At 72.1% G+C, this 20,822-nt stretch carries 19 protein-coding genes and 1 pseudogene; 6 read left to right on the top strand and 14 right to left on the bottom strand.

Translation table 11 applies throughout. The features are described from left to right. Positions 1-164: 164 nt before the first annotated feature. The 9 genes and pseudogenes from QK442_RS17860 to QK442_RS17820 form a co-directional block, all read right to left on the bottom strand. The gene (locus QK442_RS17860) at positions 165-752 is read right to left on the bottom strand and encodes a hypothetical protein (protein ID WP_282694940.1); all 588 of its coding nucleotides are present in this window, start codon (positions 750-752) and stop codon (positions 165-167) included. A gap of 44 nt (positions 753-796) precedes the next feature. After that, positions 797-919: pseudogene (locus QK442_RS17855) on the bottom strand (NAD(P)H dehydrogenase); the annotation flags it as partial. After that, positions 907-1,413: a hypothetical protein gene (locus QK442_RS17850; protein ID WP_282694951.1), complete on the bottom strand. Its 507-nt coding sequence runs from the start codon at positions 1,411-1,413 to the stop codon at positions 907-909. The pseudogene QK442_RS17855 and the gene QK442_RS17850, both read right to left, overlap by 13 nt. Positions 1,414-1,579: 166 nt before the next feature. After that, the gene (locus tag QK442_RS17845; RefSeq protein ID WP_282694939.1) at positions 1,580-2,005 is read right to left on the bottom strand and encodes a cytidine deaminase; all 426 of its coding nucleotides are present in this window, start codon (positions 2,003-2,005) and stop codon (positions 1,580-1,582) included. Between the two features lie 36 nt (positions 2,006-2,041). Next, positions 2,042-2,425, bottom strand: a complete 384-nt coding sequence (locus QK442_RS17840) for a VOC family protein (protein ID WP_282694938.1) — start codon at positions 2,423-2,425, stop codon at positions 2,042-2,044. Between the two features lie 117 nt (positions 2,426-2,542). Further along, the gene (locus tag QK442_RS17835) at positions 2,543-3,922 is read right to left on the bottom strand and encodes a glycosyltransferase (RefSeq protein WP_282694937.1); all 1,380 of its coding nucleotides are present in this window, start codon (positions 3,920-3,922) and stop codon (positions 2,543-2,545) included. An 89-nt stretch (positions 3,923-4,011) separates the two neighbouring features. Beyond that, positions 4,012-4,185, bottom strand: a complete 174-nt coding sequence (locus tag QK442_RS17830; RefSeq protein WP_282694936.1) for a hypothetical protein — start codon at positions 4,183-4,185, stop codon at positions 4,012-4,014. Positions 4,186-4,276: 91 nt separating this feature from the next. Further along, positions 4,277-5,416: a UDP-N-acetylglucosamine 2-epimerase (non-hydrolyzing) gene (gene wecB / locus QK442_RS17825; RefSeq protein WP_282694935.1), complete on the bottom strand. Its 1,140-nt coding sequence runs from the start codon at positions 5,414-5,416 to the stop codon at positions 4,277-4,279. A 270-nt stretch (positions 5,417-5,686) separates the two neighbouring features. Further along, entirely contained in the window at positions 5,687-6,760 is a 1,074-nt protein-coding gene (locus QK442_RS17820) for a helix-turn-helix domain-containing protein (protein ID WP_282694934.1), read from the bottom strand. 119 nt (positions 6,761-6,879) lie between these two features. Between QK442_RS17820 and QK442_RS17815 the strand changes: the two genes are divergently transcribed. From QK442_RS17815 to QK442_RS17805, 3 genes are all read left to right on the top strand, one after another. Continuing rightward, complete coding sequence (locus QK442_RS17815) at positions 6,880-7,782, top strand: alpha/beta hydrolase (protein ID WP_282694933.1); 903 nt, start codon at positions 6,880-6,882, stop codon at positions 7,780-7,782. Positions 7,783-8,035: 253 nt separating this feature from the next. Continuing rightward, on the top strand, positions 8,036-8,980 hold the full coding sequence (locus tag QK442_RS17810) for a serine hydrolase domain-containing protein (protein ID WP_349239657.1): 945 nt from the start codon (positions 8,036-8,038) through the stop codon (positions 8,978-8,980). Positions 8,981-9,172: 192 nt separating this feature from the next. Continuing rightward, positions 9,173-10,477: a M28 family metallopeptidase gene (locus QK442_RS17805; RefSeq protein WP_282694932.1), complete on the top strand. Its 1,305-nt coding sequence runs from the start codon at positions 9,173-9,175 to the stop codon at positions 10,475-10,477. Between the two features lie 75 nt (positions 10,478-10,552). Here the strand turns inward: QK442_RS17805 and QK442_RS17800 are convergent, their stop codons facing one another. The 3 genes from QK442_RS17800 to QK442_RS17790 all read right to left on the bottom strand — a co-directional run bounded on the left by QK442_RS17800 (position 10,553) and on the right by QK442_RS17790 (position 14,705). Then, the gene (locus tag QK442_RS17800) at positions 10,553-11,794 is read right to left on the bottom strand and encodes a sigma-E factor regulatory protein RseB domain-containing protein (RefSeq protein WP_282694931.1); all 1,242 of its coding nucleotides are present in this window, start codon (positions 11,792-11,794) and stop codon (positions 10,553-10,555) included. 172 nt (positions 11,795-11,966) lie between these two features. Beyond that, entirely contained in the window at positions 11,967-12,977 is a 1,011-nt protein-coding gene (locus QK442_RS17795) for a polyprenyl synthetase family protein (protein ID WP_282694930.1), read from the bottom strand. 369 nt (positions 12,978-13,346) lie between these two features. Beyond that, the gene (locus QK442_RS17790) at positions 13,347-14,705 is read right to left on the bottom strand and encodes a peptidase (protein ID WP_282694929.1); all 1,359 of its coding nucleotides are present in this window, start codon (positions 14,703-14,705) and stop codon (positions 13,347-13,349) included. A gap of 292 nt (positions 14,706-14,997) precedes the next feature. On the opposite strand from QK442_RS17790, the gene fahA reads away from it, so the two are divergent. The 3 genes from fahA (at position 14,998) to QK442_RS17775 (ending at position 17,479) form a co-directional block, all read left to right on the top strand. Beyond that, complete coding sequence (gene fahA, locus QK442_RS17785) at positions 14,998-16,224, top strand: fumarylacetoacetase (RefSeq protein WP_282694928.1); 1,227 nt, start codon at positions 14,998-15,000, stop codon at positions 16,222-16,224. A gap of 113 nt (positions 16,225-16,337) precedes the next feature. After that, entirely contained in the window at positions 16,338-17,084 is a 747-nt protein-coding gene (locus tag QK442_RS17780) for a hypothetical protein (protein WP_282694927.1), read from the top strand. Then, positions 17,081-17,479 carry a GntR family transcriptional regulator gene (locus QK442_RS17775; protein WP_282694926.1) on the top strand — a complete coding sequence of 133 codons (399 nt, stop codon included), beginning with the start codon at positions 17,081-17,083 and terminating at the stop codon, positions 17,477-17,479. The genes QK442_RS17780 and QK442_RS17775 overlap by 4 nt, the downstream gene beginning before the upstream one ends. 76 nt (positions 17,480-17,555) lie before the next feature. Here QK442_RS17775 and nuoN read toward each other — a convergent pair whose 3' ends face one another. Together nuoN and QK442_RS17765 are read right to left on the bottom strand one after the other, a co-directional pair. Further along, on the bottom strand, positions 17,556-19,205 hold the full coding sequence (gene nuoN, locus QK442_RS17770; protein WP_282694925.1) for an NADH-quinone oxidoreductase subunit NuoN: 1,650 nt from the start codon (positions 19,203-19,205) through the stop codon (positions 17,556-17,558). Continuing rightward, positions 19,202-20,818 (bottom strand): NADH-quinone oxidoreductase subunit M, encoded by a 1,617-nt coding sequence (locus QK442_RS17765; protein WP_282694924.1) that lies wholly within the window; start codon positions 20,816-20,818, stop codon positions 19,202-19,204. The genes nuoN and QK442_RS17765 overlap by 4 nt, the downstream gene beginning before the upstream one ends. Between the last annotated feature and the right edge of the window lie 4 nt (positions 20,819-20,822).

The following is a 20,822-nucleotide window of genomic DNA, read 5'->3' as shown; positions in this document are numbered from 1 at the left end:
GCCGTAGAGTACCCAGGGGCCGTCAACGGCACAAGATTTTACTGTGGTCCGCGTGCTGACCTGGATCTTGCGTGACGGGTCCACCGACGGAGTCGGTGGACCTTTTTCATGTGTCGAGATCGGCGAAGAGGCCTGCCGACCCGTACCGCAGGACCTCGGCGCCCTCAGCGCAGGATCTCGGTCCGCACCCGCTCGTCCGGCGTCGCGATGTCCCAGAAGCGGGCGAAGGCCCGCGCGTCGCGGTAGACGCCCGTGCCGCCGGTGACGGCCATGTCGAGGGTGGGCGTTCCCTTCGTCCACAGCGACTGCGTCGTCAGGGAGCCCTGCTCGACCTCCATCGTGATCAGGCACTGCGAGGTCACGTCCTCGCCCTGCATGTGGATGACCTGGCAGTGGCCGCCCCCGCGTCCGACGCTCCGGCCGTCCACGACGGCGGTGCCGGAGTAGACGTCCGTGTCGCCCAGGCTCGACCCCGCGGGGCCGAGGTCGACGGCAGCAGCGTACGGGTCGCTCCGGACTTCGACTTCGATGACCTCGGGCTTCTTCGTGGTCTCGGCGGCCGCGCCGTCGACCGCCCACACGTCGGCCGCGACCGCGGCGAGTGATACCGCGGCGAACGTGATCGACCAGGTTCCGTCCGTCCGCCGGAGGCAGACGCTCTCCCGTACCCGGATCGAGGCCTGGAGGCCGCCCTTCCGCTCTCCCGAGTCGCGGTGGGGCATGTGCGCGAGGGCGGTGTCCTCGCCGGTCACGAGGGTGAGGTCGTGCGTCTCCAGGCTGTTGGGGCCGACGTATTCGTCGAATCCTGCCCTCCGTGGGCCCTGTTGGAGGCGGCGAAGAACGAGTACACCTTGTCCTCGAGCTTGCCCGCGAACCCCAGGGGCCCGGTGGTGTCGATGAACTGCCTCAACTGGGCTGCGGGTAGCCGCCGGCGCAGGCGCCCACGGCGTCCCGCAGCGAGGCCAGCACTGCGCGGGCACCGGCCTCGGTGGTGGCGGCGAGGCTCACCTGGGTGGCCATGCCGAGGTGCTCGCCGCCGGTCACGACCGCGTAGCGCCGTACGAGGGCGGTCGGCCGGGGCTCGTACGCCTCCCTGCGTACGTCGGCGACGATCCGGCACGCGCCGGGGCTCACCTCGCCGACCGGCTCGGTCCGGATGGGCGGCACGTCGACCATCCGGAACTCGGCCAGGTCGCCGTTCTTCAGCGCCACGGCCTCCAGGTCGGGCGCCGGCCCGGCGTCCTGGGCGGGCGGGTCCGTCGGCCGCGGGGAGGGCGTACCGGAACCTGTACCGGAGGGCGGCGACTGCGGCTGCGACTGCGTGGCGGAAGGCGTCGGTCCGTCCGCATTCGGCTCCCCGCCGTCCCCACCACCGCCGCAGGCGCTCGCCGAGAGCACGAGCAGCGTCGCCACCGCCGTCGCTGTCTGGGCCCCAAGTGCCTTGCGCCGCCTGGTCATTCGTCCCGCACCCCCGATCGTCCTGCTCTTCGGGTTCCCCGCGGGGATCCTTCCAGAGGGAGTGCCGCGGAGGCATCCGTCAATCGGCGCAGGTGATCGTCGACCAGGTCCCGCGACGGAGCTACCCGGCGTCGAGCTGGTGGTCGGCCCAGACGTAGGACTCGGGCAGCAGGTCGACGACGGGGACGGCCCGGACTCGGTCGCCCTCGCCGACGATGACCTTGAGGCCGGGGAAGTAGTCGAGGAGCACCTGCCGGCACCGCCCGCACGGCGGAACCACCCCCCGCTCGCGGTCCCCCACCGCCACGATCGTGTCCAGCTCGTAGGCGCCCTGCGCGACCGCCGTACCGATGAGGACCAGCTCGGCGCAGGGCCCGCCCGTGAAGTGGTACGCGTTCACGGCGGTGACGATCCGGCCGTCCCGGGCGCGGGCGGCGGCCGCCATGGTGTGGTTGTCGCCCCGGCAGCGGGTGCGGGCGACGTGCGCGGCGGCGTCGACGAGCTCGTGGTCGACGGGATGGGGCCGGGGCGTGGACTGTGCGGTCATTCTCTCCGTCCTCGTGAAGGGAGCCGGGCCGGGCCGTCAGACGGGGTCGACGCGGCGGAGGAGGAGGCAGAACTCGTTGCCCTCCGGGTCCGACAGGACGCGCCAGTCCTCCTCCCCCGTCTGCCCGACGTCCGCCGGCCGCGCACCGAGCGCGAGCAGCCGCTCCAGCTCCTCGCCCTGGTCGCGGTCGGTCGCGTTGACGTCGATGTGCAGCCGGAGCTTGCCGGTGCGGGGCTCGGGGTCGGGGCTGAGGACGAGGGTGGGCAGCGGCCCGCCGAAACCGACGCCCGGCGGCCCGATCTCGATGCTCCCGTCGTCCTCCCGGCCGACCTCGACGTACCCGAGGACCTCGCTCCAGAACACGGCGAGCCGTTCCGGATCGGCGCATTCGAGGACCAGCTCAGTGATGCGGCATGCCATGCCGGGCAGCGTACGGACCGGGCGCCACCCCCGGCCACCTCTTTGCGGGGCGCCCACGCGAACGCCCCCGGCCTACGCGAACGCCCCGGCCCGGCGCGGTGCCGAGCCGCGTCGTGGTCAGGCTTCCTTGGCGACAGGGCCGCTGGTGGGGGCTTCGGCGTTGCGGCGGGTCTTGGCCCAGCCGTTGCGTCCGCTGATCATGCGGCCGACCGCGCGCCAGGAGACGACGTAGAGGAACATCAGGTAGAAGGGGTAGGCGAGTCCCCAGCCGAGGGAGCGCCAGAAGCCGGTTCCGGGTTCGCATTTGCGCCGGTAGATGGGGCCCCAGATCACGAACTGGCCGAGGGCCATGGCGGCGTAGAGGGCGATACCGCGCCATCCGCCGTCGGCGAGGTAGGCCGCGGCGGCCTCGGGATGGCGGCTGTAGGAGACGACGAGGGCGATCAGCGGGATCGGGTAGAGCAGCGCGCCGATGAGCTGCAGCCAGGGCTGGCTGAGGAAGAAGGTGAGCTCCAGGAAACCGATGTTGGGGATCAGGTTGCTGCGCCAGATGGCGGGGATGTAGCCGACGCACTGCATGACTCCCTGGGCCCAGCGGGTGCGCTGGGTGAGGAAGCGCTTGGTGTCGAACAGGGCCTCCTGCTCGACGTAGGTGTCGGCGCAGAAGGAGTTGATCCAGCCGGCCAGCATGAGGTGGATGCCGAGTTCGAAGTCCTCCAGGAGACGGCCTGTCCAGGGGCGTCCCCGGTCGGTGACGAGGTCGTCGAGGGCGGCGAGGCGGACGAACTGTCCGTTGCCGCCGAGGCAGACGGTGCGGGAGGTCTTGCGGGCGTGCTGGAGCGCGGCCACCGGGGCGCGGAACTCCAGGTCCTGCATGCGGATGAGGAGGCGGCTGTAGAAGTTGCGGCCGGTGCCCTTGCCGCGGGCGGGCCGGCGGTCGTTGCGGTTCATCATCCGCACCTCGATCTGGACTCCGCCGATGTCCGGGCGCCCGAAGAACCGGCGTGCGGCGACGTGGTCCAGGCAGCCGGGTGCGGGGCGGCCGTCCGCGTCGAAGACGCCGACGATGACCCGGTGGCGGTCGGTGCCGGGCGGCAGCAGGAAGCTGAGCGTGTCGTACGCGGCGTTGAGGGCCTCGCCCTTGCCCAGGCGGGCGTTCGGCCTGCGCCGCTGGACCAGGTGAACGGCCGGGTCGGCGGCCGCGGCCCGTCGGACGATGTCGCCGGTGCGGTCCTCGGAGTCGTCGTCGATGACCCAGACGTGGGCTTCGGGGCAGGACGCGCGCAGGTAGGTGATGGTGTCGCCGATGACGGCTTCCTCATCGCGGCACGGGACGAACAGGTGCCACTGGTAGTCGCTCGCCTTCCCTCTCCTGCGCTTGCGGCGCAGGAGCAGGGGCAGCACCAGGCCGAGGAGGTAGAGAGGGAAGAAGAGGCTCAGGACGAGGCTGAAGTCGGCCAGCAGACCCAACAGGCCGGAGGGCTCGGAAGGCGTCACGGAGGTTCCTGGTTCCAGAAGAAGCGGGTGCTGCGGAGGAGGCCGGTCCGGCCGGCGGGTGGACGACGGTCGGACCGGCCGGGCCCGGGTCAGACCCTGGCGGCCTTGAGGCGGGCGGAACGCATCATCAGGGCCCCGCCGGCCACGAGGGCGACGGCCAGCAGCGTCGCGACGAGGCCGGGCACACCGCCTGTCACGGCGAGCTGCCCTCCGCCGACCACCACTCCGGCGCCCACGGCGCCCTTTCCTACCGACCCGTACACGGGTCCTCCTTCCGTCGGGGAGCCCTGCCGACCGTTCGGGCAGGGCTCCGGTGGTCACCGGCGCGCGGTGCGCGCGCCGGCTGCTGCGGGGTCAGCGGCCCGGCGCTGCGCCGGGCAGGGGCGCACGGTCGGCGAGGGCCGTCGCGAGAGCGTGGATCTGCTGGGAGGCGGTGCCGTCGCCGTACGGGGACGCGGTGCCGGCCAGCCGGTCGTGCAGGTCCGTGTCGGCGAGCGCGGCACGAGCGGCGTCCAGCAGCGGCCGGCCGGGCTCGACGAGGCGACTGAACCCCGCGGTGACCGCTTCGGGGCGCTCAGTGCTGGTACGGACGACGAGCAGCGGCTTCTTGAGCACGGTGGCCTCCTCCTGGACCCCTCCGGAGTCGGAGACGAGCAGGCGGGCGCGGTCGGCCAGCGCGAGGAAGGTGGGGTGGTCGACCGGGTCGGTGACGGTGAGCCGTTCCAGGAGGTGCTCCAGACCGAACTGCTTGACCTTGGCGCGAGTACGGGGGTGCAGGGGCATCACGACGCGTTCGCCGAGGTCGGCGAGGGCGGTGAGCAGGGCCTGGAGGCGCTCGGGGCTGTCGGTGTTCTCGGGGCGGTGGACGGTCGCCAGCACGAAGGCTCCGTCGGCGCCGTGCTCGTGGGCGATGCGGTCGCGTTCCGCGGGGTCGGGCAGGGACATGAGCGTGGCTTCGACGACCGTGTTGCCGGTGACGCGGATCCGCTCGGGCGCCGTTCCGGTGGCCAGGAGGTTGGCTGCCGCCTGCTCGGTGGCGGCGCAGTGGACGTCGGCGAGCACACCGACGACGAGCCGGTTGATCTCCTCGGGCATGGCCCGGTCTCCCGAGCGCAGACCCGCCTCGACGTGGACGACGGGTATGCCGCAGTAGTGGGCGGCCTGCGCGCCGGCGGAGGTGCTGTTGGTGTCGCCCTGGACGACGACCGCGCGCGGCGGGTCGGTGACGAAGGACCGGGCCAGTTCGGCCGTCAGCGAGCCTATCTGGGCCCCCCGCCCCCACGGCCCTGTCGCACCGTCGAGCAGCAGGTGCGGGTGCGGCAGGCCGAAGTTGGCGAAGAACGTGCTGGACAGGGCGCTGTCGTAGTGCTGACCCGTGTGGACGATCCGCGCCCGGTCACCCAGCAGCCGGATCAGCGGCGCCAGTTTGATGATCTCCGGGCGAGTGCCGAGCACCACGGCCACATCGCGTCTGTCGGACGGAATCCCGTTCATGTCTGGTCCTGCCGCGCATGCCCGAGGACCGGTGCACGTGCGCGCGGCCTGGTACCCGGAGCCGTACACGGTCACCGCACGGCTGAGCGAAGAGTATGAGCCATCAGGTGACTGAAAATCCATCTTCGGCACTTGTGATCAGATTGTGTTCAATCTGAGAAGTTCCGGCTCGACAGTGGACACCCTCGTCGGGGAGCCGGGCCTGCGGCCGGCAGGGCCACCGCACCCGTGCTCCGGCCACCTCTCCGCCGGGGGCGGCCGGTCGTCGCGTCACGGGCTCCCCGGTGGGGCGAGAAGGCGCCACAGGGTCAGGGCCAGGCGGGCCCGGGTGAGGCCGTCGGGGGTGGTGAGGTCCAGGGAGAGGGCGCGGCCGAGGTGGTCGAGGCGGCGGGAGACGGTGCTGTGGTGGAGGTGGAGGCGGTCGGCGGCACGGCGGACGGAGGCGGTGGCGCAGTAGGCGTCCAGGGTCTCCAGGGTTTCCGAGGGCTCGCCGTCCGCTGCCGATGCCGCCAGGCGGGCGATGGCCGCCACGTCCGGGTTGGCCCGGGCGGTCCGTTCCGGGATGTCCGCCAGGAGGGCCAGGGCGCCTAGTGAGTCGTAGGTGAGGACCGGGGCGCGGGACGTGGTGAAGCGGAGGGCCGTGCGGGCGCGGTGCCAGGCGGCGGACGGGGTGTCCGCCGTGGTCGTCAGGCCGGCGCGTACGTCCTCCGGGAAGGCCGTCGGGTCGACGGCCGTGGCGAGGAGCGCGCCGAGGCCGTCCGCGCCCAGCGTCGCCGCCTTGACCAGGCCGCCGGGGCAGACCCGGGCGCCGATCCGGTCGAGCGGCAGGCCGGTGCGCACGGCGACGACGTGGACCGGCGGGCCCGCCGCGAAGCCCAGCAGCCGCAGGGCCCTCGCGCGGGCCACGTCGTCGGTCGCCGCGCCGACGGCCAGTTCGACGAGGGCCGGGTCCGCCATGGTCGTACGGGCGGGGCCGTACCGCTCCACCGCCGCCGCGACCGCGATCGCCAGGCGCTCCAGCAGGACCTCGTCCAACTGGTGTGCGGGGGTTCGGCGTTCGAGCCAGACCTCGCCGATCTCCTCCTCGTCGAGGGTGACCGGCAGGGCGGAGCTCGCGGGATGCTCAGGGCCCGTCGCCTCCGTGCCGAGCGGTGAGACGCGGACCGCGCGGCCCGTGCCGTGCAGGCGGAGGCCGGTGACGCACTCGGCGAGGCCCGCCGAGGCCCGGACCAGCGCCGGCAGGTCGACGCGGCGGCGCATCAGCGTGTCGTAGAACGTGACGATGCGGATCGCCCCGTCGACGTACGGGTCCAGTCCCGACAGGCGCAGCGCCAGTGTCTCCATGCCCCGAAGGATAGGAGGCGGTCACCGCCGACGGGTGCGCCGACCGGTGCGCGATCGGGGGCGGAGGCGCGACGGACGGCGGCTGACCGGGGTGCGCGGCGGCCGTGAGGATGGGGCGCATGGATCCCGAACTCGAAGCGTTCGTACCGCTGTTCCCCCGGGCCGACTTTTCCGAACCCGTCGGCGCCCGCAAGCTCTTCGCCGAGCTCTCCGCCTCGGTTCCGGTGCCGGACACCTCCGGCATGACGGTCGAGGACCTGGCGGTGCCGGTGCCCTCCGGTCCGGATGTGCCGGTACGCGTCTACCGCCCGCACGGGGCGCGGGGCGCCGTCATCTGGCTGCACGGCGGCGGACACGTCACCGGTGACGTGCGCACCGAGCACCCGTGGGCGGCTCGGCTCGCCGCCACGTCCGGCGCGGTGGTGGTCTCGGTCGGCTACCGGCTGTCGCCCGAGGACCCCTTCCCCGCCGCCCTGGACGACACCTACGCCGTCCTCGGCTGGACGGCCGCGAACGCCGGCCGGCTCGGCGTCGCCCCGGACCGGATCGCGGTCGCCGGCCACAGTTCGGGCGGCGGACTCGCGGCGGCGGCGGCCCTGCGGGCACGGGACGAACGGGGCCCCGCCCTCTGCTTCCAGCTGCTCAACCAGCCTCAGCTCGACGACCGGCAGGAGACGTGGTCGCGGCGGAACTTCACCGACACACCGTGGATCGACCGCGACAAGGTCGCGGCGTCCTGGCGGCACTACCTCGGCGGACGGCCCGCCACCCCGTACGCCGCACCCGCCCGCGCCGAGGACCTGACCGGCCTCCCGCCCGCGTACATCGCGACGGCGGAGCTCTGCCCGAACCGTGACGAGGACATCCACTACGCCCTGCGGCTGCTCCGGGCCGGCGTGTCCGTCGAGCTCCACCAGTGGCCCGGCACCTTCCACGGCTCCCAGGCCATCGTCACCGCCGACGTCTCCCAGCGGCAGAACGCCGAACTGGGTGCGGTCCTCCGCCGCGCCCTGACCTCCTGAGTCCCACGCCCTCGAAAGGACGCCATGATGAGGATCCGTACGCTCATGCTGCTCGCCGCGCTCTCCCTGAGCGCGAGCGCCCTGCCCGCCCAGGCCGCTCCCCCGCCTCCCGCGCCGCTCCGCCCGGCCCTGGACAGGCTGCACGAGGCCGGAATGCCCGGCGTCTTCGCGGAGGTACGGGACGGGGACCGGACCTGGCGGGGGGGCGGCCGGCGTCGCCGACCTGGCAACCGGGCGGCCCGTCACCCCCGGCATGCGGCACCGGGTCGGCAGCATCACCAAGACCTTCGTCGCCGCCGCCGTCCTCAAGGAGACCGAGCGGGGCCGGGTCCGGCTGGACGACCCGATCGGCGACCACCTGCCGGACCTGGTGCCGGGCGAGCGGGGGCGGCGGGTCACGGTACGCATGCTGCTGAACCACACCAGCGGCATCGCCGAGTACATCCCGTACGCCTTCCCGTCCATCACGGGCGCCGAGGGCCCGGTCTCGGCGCGCAGCCTCGACGAGAACCGGCACCGCCGCTTCCGCCCCGCCGAGCTGATCGCCCTCGGCCTCGCCGCCCCGCCCGCCGGCGAGCCCGGCGCCACGCCGGGGACGTACTCGAACACCAACTACCTGCTGATCGGGCAGCTGTTGGAGCGGGTCACGGGCCTGCCGGCGGAGGAGCACATCACCCGGCACGTCATCCGCCCCGCCGGTCTCCGGAACACTTTCTTCCCCACCGGCACGCGCGTCCGGGGCCCGCACTCCCGCATGTACGAGGGCCTGTGGGGCGCCCTCCAGCCGCCCCGCGACTACAGCGACTACGACATGTCCTGGGTCATGGCCGGCGCCGGCCTGGTCTCCACCATGGAGGACCTGAACCGCTTCTACGGCAGGCTGCTCGCCGGCGAGGTCGTCTCCCGGGCCTCGCTGGCGGAGATGCGGAAGACCGTCCCGGTGATCGCCCTGGACGGCTCGACCATCCGGTACGGCCTGGGTCTGCACCGTCTCGACGTGCCCGGCTGCGGCACCTTCTGGGGCAACGAGGGCACGGTCTGGGGAGCCGGAACCTTCACGATGACCCGCGAGGACGGCACCCGTCAGGCGTCCTTCGCCTTCAACCTCATCCGATGGGGCGGCTCCCACCCGATCGACGGCGCTCTGAAGGCACTTGAGACGGCGGCCCTGGGCTGCCCGGAGGGCTCGCATCCCTGAGCGACCGGAACGAGCGAGAACAGCCCCTGTCCGCTAAGCGAACTCCCCTGTCCTGAATGCGCCTTGACGTGACATCAGGTTTTCACCCACCATTCAGCACGCACTCGCACAGCTCCAACGCCTCGCGTCACCCACGGCGCGGGGCGTCTCGCACGTTCCGTCCCGTCCCCGTTCGGAATCCGGAGCCCCCACATGAAACTCTCCGCGAGACTTTCCGCCCTGGCCGCCTCGTCGGCCCTCGTCCTCGGCGCCTTCGCCGGAGGCGCCCCGGCGAGCGCCGCGCCCGCCGGTGCCGCCGCCGCGCCGGACATCCCGGTCGCCAACGTCAAGCAGCACCTGGCCGATCTCCAGTCCATCGCCACCGCCAACGGCGGGAACCGGGCGCACGGGCGGGCCGGGTACAAGGCGTCCATCGACTTCGTGAAGGCCAAGCTGGACGCGGTCGGCTACACCACGACCGTCCAGCAGTTCACGTACAACGGCACCGTCGGGTACAACCTGATAGCCGACTGGCCGGGCGGTGACCCGAACCAGGTGATCATGTCCGGCTCGCACCTCGACTCGGTCACCTCGGGGCCCGGCATCAACGACAACGGCTCCGGTTCGGCCGCGATCCTGGAGACCGCGCTCGCCGTCGCCCGCTCCGGCTACCAGCCCTCCAAGCACCTGCGGTTCGGCTGGTGGGGAGCGGAGGAGCTGGGCCTCGTCGGGTCCAAGTACTACGTGAACAACCTCTCCACCACCGAGCGGGCGAAGTTCGCGGGCTACCTCAACTTCGACATGATCGGCTCGCCGAACCCGGGCTACTTCGTCTACGACGACGACCCGGCGATCGAGCAGACCTTCAAGAACTACTTCGCCGGCATCGGCGTCCCCACCGAGATCGAGACCGAGGGCGACGGGCGCTCCGACCACGCCTCCTTCAAGAACGTCGGCATCCCCGTCGGCGGGCTCTTCACCGGCGCCAGCCGGACCAAGACCAGCGCCCAGGTGGCCAAGTGGGGCGGTACGACCACGGCCTTCGACCGCTGCTACCACTCCTCCTGCGACACCACCGCGAACATCAACGACACGGCCCTCGACCGCAACAGCGACGCCATCGCCCACGCGGTCTGGACCCTGTCCGGCACCAGCACCCCGCCGCCCACCGGCACGGTCTTCGAGAACACCGCCGACGTCTCCATCCCGGACAACGGCGCCGCGGTGACCTCCTCCGTGACCGTCACGGGCATCAGCGGCAACGCGCCCAGCAACCTGGCCGTCGGCGTGGACATCGTCCACACCTGGATCGGTGACCTCGTCGTCGACCTCATCGCCCCCGACGGCTCGGTCTACAACCTCCACAACCGCTCCGGCGGCAGCGCCGACAACATCAAGCAGACCTACACCGTGAACGCCTCCTCCGAGGTCGCCAACGGCGTCTGGAAGCTCCGCGTCCAGGACAAGGCCAGCTACGACACCGGCTACATCAACAGCTTCAAGCTGACCTTCCCGTAAACCGGGAAGCGCACAAGGCCACCCGGGTGGGTCGGTGTCCTTTCTCCCGACCCACCCGGGCACCCAATCGCCGCTTTACTTCGCGGAGTTCGCCGCTTCCACCAGCTTCTGCGGCGTCACCGCGCCGATGTAGACCTTGCCGTCGTCCGTCATCAGCGCGTTGACCAGCTTGGTCGTGAAGACGGTGCCGGAGCCGAACTTCCCGCTCACCTTGTCGCCGAACGAGTCCAGGAAGCCCTGGACCTCCTTCGGCGCCTCCTCCGTCTTCGGGGCCTGCGCGCCGGTGTCCATCCGCGCGATGGCCGTCCAGCCCTCGCCGATGACGTCGAAGCCGCCCTTCTCCCCGTTCTCGAAGTTCTCGGGGTTCCCGAAGTTCCCGAAGCCGCCGAGGTCCCCGAGGCCGAGGTCGCCGAGCTCCTTCTCCAGGTCCTTCTGGGCCTTCCCGGCCTCGTGCGCCGCATCGGCCTCGTCGGCCTCCGTGACCTTCGCGCCCTCCGGGACCGCGAAGTCGAACTCCGAGGCCGCCGGCTTGCCGAAGTCGACCTTCGTGAAGCCCGCGTCGAGGACCGGCTTGCCACCGGTCGTGGAGGCGAGGGTGAACTTCAGGGGGGTGCCGGTGGCCGCGTCGACCGCGATCGTGATCGAGTCGACCGTCGAGCCCTGCTGCTTCGGCTCGACCACCAGGCGGTACGCGTCCCGGCCGGCCACCTTCGCGGTGCCGCCGACCGTGATCGAGGTGGTGTCCCCCGCGGCCTTCAGGACCTCGTCGGCGAGCTCCTTCGGGGAGGTGGCCGGGAACTCCTTCTCCTGGGCCCGGCCGCCCTCCTCGGCGCCTCCCTCGACGCCCTTCTCGTGGAAGACCTCGTTCGAGCGGGAGTCGTACGCCCACACCTCGTCGCCGTTGTGGACGAGGCTGTACTGCTCCTTGCCGTCGAGCAGCGTCAGCTTCTGCCGCTCGGGGCCGTCGGCGGCGATCCGCAGGGTGTGGCTGCCGGAGAGCAGCTTGGTGAGCTGGGCGGACGGGTCGGCGGTGCCCTCGTCGGAACCCTCGCCGGAGCCGCCGGCCATGCCTTCCGCGATCCCGCCGAGCAGGCCGTCGAAGGCGGGCAGACCCAGGTCGGTGGAGACCTTGAGGGTGCCGGACAGGGTCTGGGTGTCCGAGGCCGCGATCTTCTCGATGAGCTGCTGGGCCGTGATCTCCGGAAGGTCCGGGTCACCGGACGCGGCGAGCGCCGGGACCAGTCCGATGGTCGCGGCGGCGATGCCGGCCACCGCGACCGGGACGACGTACCGGCTCGTCTTTCGCTGTGCTGCCATGGTCTGTGATCCCTCCGTGCCCTGGCGTGGACCTGTTCCGTTCGATGTCTCCATCTCACCAGGACCGCGGCGCGGAGTCGTCAGCCCCCGGGATCAACCTCGCGTACCTCTCCGGGATGACAGGGCCCTAGGGATACGTCATCCCGCCGTACGCGACAGCCGGCCGTACGCGTCAGCCCGCGCGGTGGACCACCGCGTCGCACAGCTCCCTCAGGGCCGACTTGGCGTACCCGTCGGGCAGCGGCGCGAGCATGGCCCTGGCCTCCTCCGCGTACCGCACGGTGTCCCGGCGGGCCTGCTCCAGGGCGGGGTGGACGCGGAGCCTGCGCAGCGCCTCGGCGTGCCGGGCGTCGTCGGTGAGGTCGCCGTCGACCAGGGCGAGCAGCTCCAGGTCCTCGGGGCGGCCGTGGGCGGCCGCGGCGGCCCTCAGGTGGAGGACGGGGAGGGTGGGGACGCCCTCGCGGAGGTCGGTGCCGGGGGTCTTGCCGGACTCGTGGCCCTCGGAGGCGATGTCGAGGACGTCGTCGGCGAGCTGGAAGGCGACGCCGAGCCGCTCCCCGTACTGGGTGAGGATGTCGACGACGGACTCGTCGGCGCCGGCCATCAGAGAGCCGAGACGGCAGGAGACGGCGACGAGGGAGCCGGTCTTGCCGCCGAGGACGTCGAGGTAGTGGTCGACGGGGTCGCGGCCGTCCACCGGGCCCGCGGTCTCCAGGATCTGGCCGGTGACCAGCCGTTCGAACGCCTCGGCCTGGATCCTGACGGCCTCCGGGCCGAGGTCCGCGAGGGTGTGCGAGGCCCGGGCGAAGAGGAAGTCGCCCGTGAGGACGGCGAGCGAGTTGCCCCAGCGGCTGTTGGCGCTGGGCACGCCCCGGCGCACGGCCGCCTCGTCCATGACGTCGTCGTGGTAGAGCGTGGCCAGGTGGGTGAGCTCCACGACGACGGCCGCCGGCACCACGCCGGGCGCGTAGGGGTCGCCGAACTGGGCGGCGAGCATCACGAGCAGCGGGCGGAACCGCTTCCCGCCTGCGAGCACCAGGTGCTGCGCGGCCTCGGTGATGAAGGGGACATCGCTCTTGGTGGCGTCGAGGAGGCCGGCCTCGACGGCCGCCAACCCCGTCTGGACATCGGCCTCAAGAGCCTGGTCCCGCACGCTAAGACCGAACGGCCCGACGACGGTCACGAGGGGGTCTCCTGTCTGCTGACGCCTGCTGACGGTCACATGCCGACAATCACACGGTCCGGGTGGTGATCACACGGTGTTCGTGGTCACACGGATGGTCGATGTGTCGCCGGGATTCACTCAAGCCAGCGTATCCGGTCACGTTTCGATCACCGTGGGCGCCTTCCCGGCGCCCCGCTATGTTCGCGATCAGCCGATATCGGATAGAACGACCGCTTCGCCTTGCCTGATGATCTCGCCCGATGACCTTGCCCGATGACCTTGCCCGGCGATCTCGCCCGATGATCTCGCCCGATGACCGGCACCGCCGACGACGGATCCCCCGCACGGCGGGCCGGGCCCTGGGCCGTACGGGGGATCCCTCAGGTGTTACGCGTCGGCGCCGGCCTTGCGGCGGCGGGCGACGAACATCGCGCCCGCGCCGAGCGCGACGGCCGCGCCGGCGGCCATGCCGATCCGGGTCAGGCCGTCACCGGCACCGGTCGCGGCGAGGGTGCCGTTCACCGGGGTGTTCGAGGAGCCGCCCTGCGCGGTGGTGTTGTTCGAGGTGGCCGCCGGGGCGGGCGTGGAGGCCGACGGGGACGGGGTGGCCGTCGGCTCCCCGTCCTTCGCCTCGACGACGTCGAAGGTGGCCTCGGCGTACTGCCCGCTGATGCCGCAGGAGCCGTCCTCGTTGTCGTACTCACCGCTGGAGAAGGTGATGCCCTTGCCCTCCGGAGCGTTTCCGTCCACCGTCAGGCGCAGCGTGACGTCGACCTTGTCGCCCTTGGCGATCCTGCCCAGCTCGATGGCGTCCTCCTCGAAGTCGAGGCCGGTCCACTTCGGGTTGGCGGCGGACTTCCAGTCGATGGAGAAGTACTGGGCGAAGTCCGTCTCGTCGTCGAGAAGGACGTCCTCCCAGGACTCGGGGAGATGGGCGGCGAAGAGGTAGGAGCGGACGGAGTCGAGGTCGCGGTCCGAGGTGTTCTTCACGGTCAGCGAGAAGTTCGCGCTGGAGCCGATGGTGATGGTCTTCGGGCCGGTGAGGGTGGAGTGGACGGCATCGTCCTCGACGCACTCGGCGCCTTCCTCTTCCTCCCCTTCCTCCTCCTCGTTCCCCTCTTCCTCCTCCGGCTCCGGCTTCGGCTCCTCGAAGTTCGCCAGGGCCTCCTTCGCCTTGGCGAGCTCCTCCTCGGCGGGCTTCAGCTTGAGGTCGACGGCGTGGAGCTCCTGGAACATCGCGACCAGCACGTTCGTCACCGGGTCGTTGGCCGCCCGCGCCTCGGTCTGGGCGGTCTTCAGCGCGGCGGCGGCCTCGTCCAGGGCCTTCTGCGCCTCGGCGACGGCCGTCTCGGCCGCCTCCTTCTCCTCCTGAGCGGCGTCCTCCAGCGCCTTCTTCGCTGCGGCAAGGTCCGCCTCGGCGGCCTTGTGGGCGGCCAGCGCCGTGTCGAGGGCCTCCTTGGCCGCGGCCTGGGCGGCGAGGAGGTCCGCGTCGACGAACTCGGAGGGGTCCTTGTCGAACCGGTCGATCTTCGCCTCGACGGCGGCGCGCTGCTCCTTCAGCTCGTCGACCTTCGCCTGCGCCGCGGCGACTGCCTCCTCCAGCTCCTTGTAGGACGGGGTGGTCGTCGGCGCGGTCGTGCTCGCGGTCGGCTTGGTGTCCGCGAAGGCGGGCCCGGCGGACAGGAACACGACCGGCGTGGTGACGGCGGCGGCGACGGCGGTCGCGAGAATGCGGCGGATCTTCACGTGGGGACCTTTTCCTGGTCAGGGAAGCATGCGAAGCGTGAGAGGGGTGCGCGCCCGCGGGTTTCCTCACGCGGGGGCGGCACCACCGCGATCGTATGACCCGTCCGGGGGCCTACGACAGGGCCGTTTGCGCGGCTCGGGCGGGCCTCCGCCGACACCGGCCGAACAAAGCGCGCGAAGCCGGACAGTTGCTCTCTTAGGCCCCGGTTTCTCTGTGATCCATGTCATCCTCGCCCGGCGGACCGCCCCGTAACGTGTCCTTCACCCATCATCGAAAGCGAGGCACGCACCGATGCCCGAGCACAGCCCGCTCGACCTGGCCGAGGGCGACCCCTTCGGCCCGCACAACCTCCCGTACGGCGTCTTCTCGACCGCCGACGAGCCCGGCCGCCGCCGGCTCGGCGTCCGGATCGGCGGGTACGTGCTGGACGCGGGGGCCGCGGCGCACGCGCTCGGCTCCCCGTACGCCTCCCTCCTCGCGCAGCCGAGCCTCAACCCGCTGCTCGCGGCCGGGCGGACCGCCTGGCGGGACGTCCGCCGGGCGCTGACGGCCTGGGTGACGGTCCCGGCGCACCGGCCGGAGATCGAGCCGCTGCTGTACCCGCTGGACTCGGTGACGCTGCACCTGCCGTACGAGGTCGCGGACTACGTGGACTTCTACGCGAGCGAGCACCACGCCACCAACGTGGGCCGCATGTTCCGCCCGGACGGTGAGCCGCTGACGCCCAACTGGAAGCACCTGCCGATCGGCTACCACGGGCGCGCGGGCACGGTCGTCGTCTCGGGCACGGACGTGGTCCGCCCCTCGGGCCAGCGCAGGACGCCCGCCGACGCCGCTCCCGTCTTCGGGCCTTCGGTGAAGCTGGACATCGAGGCGGAGGTCGGCTTCCTCGTCGGCACCCCGTCGGAGCTCGGCCGCCCGGTGCCGCTCTCCGCCTTCCGGGACCACGTCTTCGGCCTGACGCTCCTGAACGACTGGTCGGCGCGGGACGTGCAGGCGTGGGAGTACGTGCCGCTCGGCCCCTTCCTCGGCAAGTCCTTCCAGACCTCGGTGTCGGCCTGGGTGACGCCCCTGGAGGCCCTGGACGCGGCCCGCACCGCGCCGCCGGCCCGCGACTTCCCCCTCCTGCCGTACCTGGACGACGCGGCGGAGGAGGAGCCGGGCGGCTACGACGTGCGGATCTCCGTGGAGATCAACGGCGAGGTGGTGGCGGAGCCGCCGTTCTCCACCATGTACTGGACGGCCGCGCAGCAGCTCGCCCACATGACGGTGAACGGCGCCTCCCTGCGTACGGGTGACCTCTACGGCTCCGGTACGGTCTCCGGCCCCGAGGTGAACCAGCGCGGCTCGCTCCTGGAGCTGACCTGGAACGGCCGCGACGCGATCGAACTGCCCGGCGGCAAGCGGACGTTCCTGGAGGACGGCGACGAGGTCGTGCTCACGGCCTGGGCCCCCGGCCCGGACGGCACCCGGGTGGGCCTGGGCGAGGTGCGGGGCCGGATCGCTCCCTCGGCCTGACACCCGCCACTTGTATCAAGCGTTTGACACAAGTCTTCGGATGGCGCCATCTTGTACTCACCAGTTGATACAAGTGGGCGCGCGTCGGCGCGCCCGCCATCCGGGGGTCCTCCTTGTCTGACACCGACATCGACACCAGCACCAGCTCTCTCGTCCGCACCGACCGCTTCGCCCAGTGGGCGGGGATCGCCGCCGGAGCCTTCGGCGGCCTCGCCGTCGCACGGGCGGACACCCTCGGCGTGGGCCTGCTCTGCGCGCCCACCGTCCTCGGACTCGGCGCCGTGGCCGGCGTCCTGGCCGGGGACGCGCTCACGCCGCGCCCGGGAGGCGCGGTCCGCACCGCCGGACTGGCGCCGCGCCGGGTGCGCGACCAGGTGCCCCGCCGCCTGACCCCGCTCCTGCTCGGCCTCGGCGGCCTCCTCGTCGTCCTGCTCGCGGTGGCCGCGGCGATCGCATCCCCGGACGACATGGGGCGGGCCGGACGCGCGTTGAGCGTCGCCTGCCCGGACGGGACGCAGACGGCCGGCCCCTGGCCCGGCCTGTACTACGGCCTCCCGGCCGCCCTCGCCCTGGCCGCCGCCACCCTGGTCTGCGTCGTCGCCCTGCGCCATGTGACCCGCCGCCCCGGCGAGGCGGACCTCCGCCGGTCGCGGGCCTCGGCGATCGTCGCCGCCTGGGGCCTGCTGGTCGCCGGGACGCTGACCGGCACGGCCCTCACGGCGGCGAGGTCGCTGAACTCCCTGAGCTGCGACGGCGCCCTCGGCACCGTGGGCGCCGCCCTGCTCTACCCGACGGCCCTGACCGCCCTGTGCACCGCCCTGTGGTGCCTGTGCACCCTCCTCGTCGCGGACCGGCGATGAGCGGCGGCCCCGTCCTCCGCGTCGACACCGCGGGGCCGATCCCTCCGTACGAGCAGATCCGCGCCCAGCTCGCCGCCCTGATCGCCTCCGGAAGCCTGGCCGACGGCGAGCGGCTGCCGACCGTACGCCAGCTGGCCGCCGACCTCGGTCTCGCCACCGGCACCGTGGCACGCGCCTACCGCGAGCTGGAAGCCGCCTCCCTGGTCCGCACCCGCCGCGGCGCGGGCACCCGCGTCCACCGCCCGCCCGGGACGGCCACCCCCACGGCGACCGCCCCCGACCGGGCCCGACTGGCCGCACTGGCCCAGGAGTTCACGGCGGCGGCCCGCGCCCTCGGCGCCGACGACACGACGATCCTGTCCGCCACCCAGTCCGCCCTCGGCCGCCCGCACTGACCCCCGCACACGAGGAAGGGCCCGGCTCGCCCCCGAGCCGGGCCCTTCTCCTCAGCGAGGCAGGCGAATCGAGCGGTCAGCGGACGAACACGCTCGCCTGGCTCGCCAGGTCCAGGAAGTACTGCGGCGCGAGGCCGAGGACCAGGGTGACGACCACGCCCGTGGTGATGGTGAGGGTCGTCAGGATCGAGGGCACGGCGACCGTGGGGCCGTCCGCCTTCGGCTCGCTGAAGAACATCAGCACGATCACCCGGATGTAGAAGAAGGCCGCCACCGCCGAGGCGATGACACCGACCACCACAAGGGCGCCCGCGCCGCCCTCCGCCGCCGCCTTGAAGACCGCGAACTTGCCGGAGAAGCCGGAGGTCAGCGGGATGCCGGCGAAGGCGAGCAGGAAGACCGCGAAGACCGCCGCGACCAGCGGCGAACGGCGGCCCAGGCCCGCCCACTTGGAGAGGTGGGTGGCCTCTCCGCCCGCGTCCCGCACCAGGGTGACGACGGCGAAGGCGCCGATCGTCACGAAGGAGTAGGCGCCGAGGTAGAACAGGACCGACGAGATGCCGCTCGGGGTGGCGGCGATGACGCCCGCGAGCAGGAAGCCCGCGTGCGCGATCGACGAGTACGCCAGGAGCCGCTTGATGTCGGTCTGGGTGATGGCGACGATCGCACCGCCCAGCATCGTGACGATCGCGACGCCCCACATGACCGGCCGCCAGTCCCAGGTGAGGCCCGGCAGCACCACGTACAGCAGGCGGAGCAGCGCGCCGAAGGCGGCGACCTTGGTGGCGGCGGCCATGAAGCCGGTCACCGGGGTCGGGGCGCCCTGGTAGACGTCCGGGGTCCACATGTGGAACGGGATGGCGCCGACCTTGAAGAGCAGGCCCATGAGGACCAGCGCGAAGCCGATGAGCAGCAGCGCGTCGTTGCCCATCGTCTCGGCGAGCGCCGGGTTCACGGTGGTGACGGAGCCGTCGACGACCTGGGCGATGGTGGCGTACGAGACGGAGCCCGCGTAGCCGTAGAGCAGGGCGATCCCGAAGAGCAGGAAGGCCGAGGAGAAGGCGCCGAGCAGGAAGTACTTGACGGCCGCCTCCTGCGACATCAGCCGCTTGCGGCGGGCGACGGCGCACAACAGGTACAGCGGGAGGGAGAAGACCTCCAGGGCGATGAACAGGGTCAGGAGGTCGTTGGCGGCCGGGAAGACCAGCATGCCGGCGATCGCGAAGAGCGCGAGCGGGAAGACCTCGGTGGTGGTGAAGCCGGCCTTGACGGCCGCCTTCTCGTGGTCGCCGCCGGGGACGGCCGCGGCCTCGGCGGCGAAGGAGTCGACCTTGTGACCGTGGTCGGCCGGGTCGAGCCTGCGCTCGGCGAAGGTGAAGACCGCGACGATCGAGGCGAGCAGGATGGTGCCCTGGAGGAACAGGGCGGGGCCGTCGACGGCGATGGCGCCCATGGCCGCGATGCCGGCCTTGGTGGTGCCGTAACCGCCGGCCGCGAGGCCGACGACGGCGGCGAACGCGGCCGCGAGGGCCAGGACGGAGAGGAAGACCTGGCCGAGGTAGCGGCCCTTGCGGGGCACCACGGCCTCGACGAGGACGCTGACGACCGCCGCGCCGACCACGATCAGCACCGGCGCGAGCTGGGTGTACTCGATCTTCGGTGCCGGAATCCTGGTCAGCGGCTCGGCAGCCGTCGTCCACAGGCTGTGGACAGCGAGGGCGTTCACTTGGCCGCCTCCACGTTCTGGACGGGAACTTCGGGCTGGGGGTCGGTCCGCTGCACGTCCGACATCGTGTGCTGGACCGCCGGGTTGACCACGTCCGTCAGCGGCTTCGGGAAGACGCCGAGGAAGAGGAGGACCGCGATGAGCGGGGCGACCACCGCCAGCTCGCGCGGCCGCAGGTCGGGCATCGACCGCACCTCCTCCTTCACCGGGCCGGTCATCGTCCGCTGGTAGAGGACGAGGACGTACAGCGCGGCGAGGACGATGCCGGTGGTGGCGATGATCCCGGCCACCGGGTAGCGGGCGAAGGTGCCCACCAGGACCAGGAACTCGCTGACGAACGGGGCGAGTCCGGGCAGCGACAGGGTCGCGAGACCGCCGATCAGGAAGGTGCCGGCGAGGACCGGGGCGACCTTCTGCACACCGCCGTAGTCGGCGATGAGCCGAGAGCCGCGCCGGGAGATGAGGAAGCCGGCGACGAGCATCAGGGCGGCCGTGGAGACGCCGTGGTTGACCATGTAGAGCGTGGCCCCCGACTGCCCCTGACTTGTCATCGCGAAGATGCCCAGGATGATGAAGCCGAAGTGGGAGATCGACGCGTAGGCGACGAGCCGCTTGATGTCCCGCTGGCCGACCGCGAGCAGCGCCCCGTACACGATGCTGATCAGGGCGAGGACGACGATCGCGGGCGTGGCCCACTTCGACGCCTCGGGGAAGAGCCCGAGGCAGAAGCGGAGCATCGCGAAGGTGCCGACCTTGTCGACGACGGCGGTGATGAGGACGGCGACCGGGGCGGTCGCCTCTCCCATCGCGTTCGGCAGCCAGGTGTGCAGCGGCCACAGCGGCGCCTTCACCGCGAAGGCGAAGAAGAAGCCGAGGAAGAGCCATCGCTCGGTGCTGGTCGCCATCTCCAGCGAGCCTCCCCCTACGCCTCCGGCGTGGGAGGTACCCCCAGCGCGGGCCGCGGCGATCTCGGTGAGCGAGAAGTTCCCCGCGACCACGTAGAGGCCGATGACCGCGGCCAGCATGATCAGGCCGCCGGCCAGGTTGTACAGCAGGAACTTGACCGCCGCGTACGAGCGCTGGGCCGCCGCGTTCTCGTCGGAGCCGCTGTGCGCGCGGTCGCCGAAGCCGCCGATGAGGAAGTACATCGGGATGAGCATGGCTTCGAAGAGGATGTAGAAGAGGAAGACGTCGGTGGCCTCGAAGGAGAGGATCACCATCGCCTCGACCATGAGGATCAGGGCGAAGAAGCCCTGCGTCGGCCGCCACCGCTTCGACTGCGTCTCCAGGGGGTCGGCGTCGTGCCAGCCCGCCAGGACGATGAACGGGATCAGCAGGGCCGTGAGGCCGATCAGCGCGACCCCGATGCCGTCGACACCGAGCTCGTACCGGACCCCGAAGTCCTTGATCCAGGCGTGGGACTCGACCAGCTGGTAGCGGTCGCCGCCCGGTTCGAAGCGGGCGAAGACGATCCCGGCGAGCACGAGCGTGGCCAGTGAGACCAGCAGCGCCAGCCACTTGGCGGCGGTGCGGCGGGCCGCGGGCACGGCGGCGGTGAGCACGGCGCCGATCGCCGGCACCGCCGCCGTCACCGTAAGGAGCGGGAAGGACATCGGA

Source organism: Streptomyces sp. CC208A (genome assembly GCF_030010625.1).
Taxonomy (GTDB): domain Bacteria; phylum Actinomycetota; class Actinomycetes; order Streptomycetales; family Streptomycetaceae; genus Streptomyces.
Note: the sequence above shows the minus strand (reverse complement) of the source record. Positions and strands in the feature narration are given on the sequence as shown.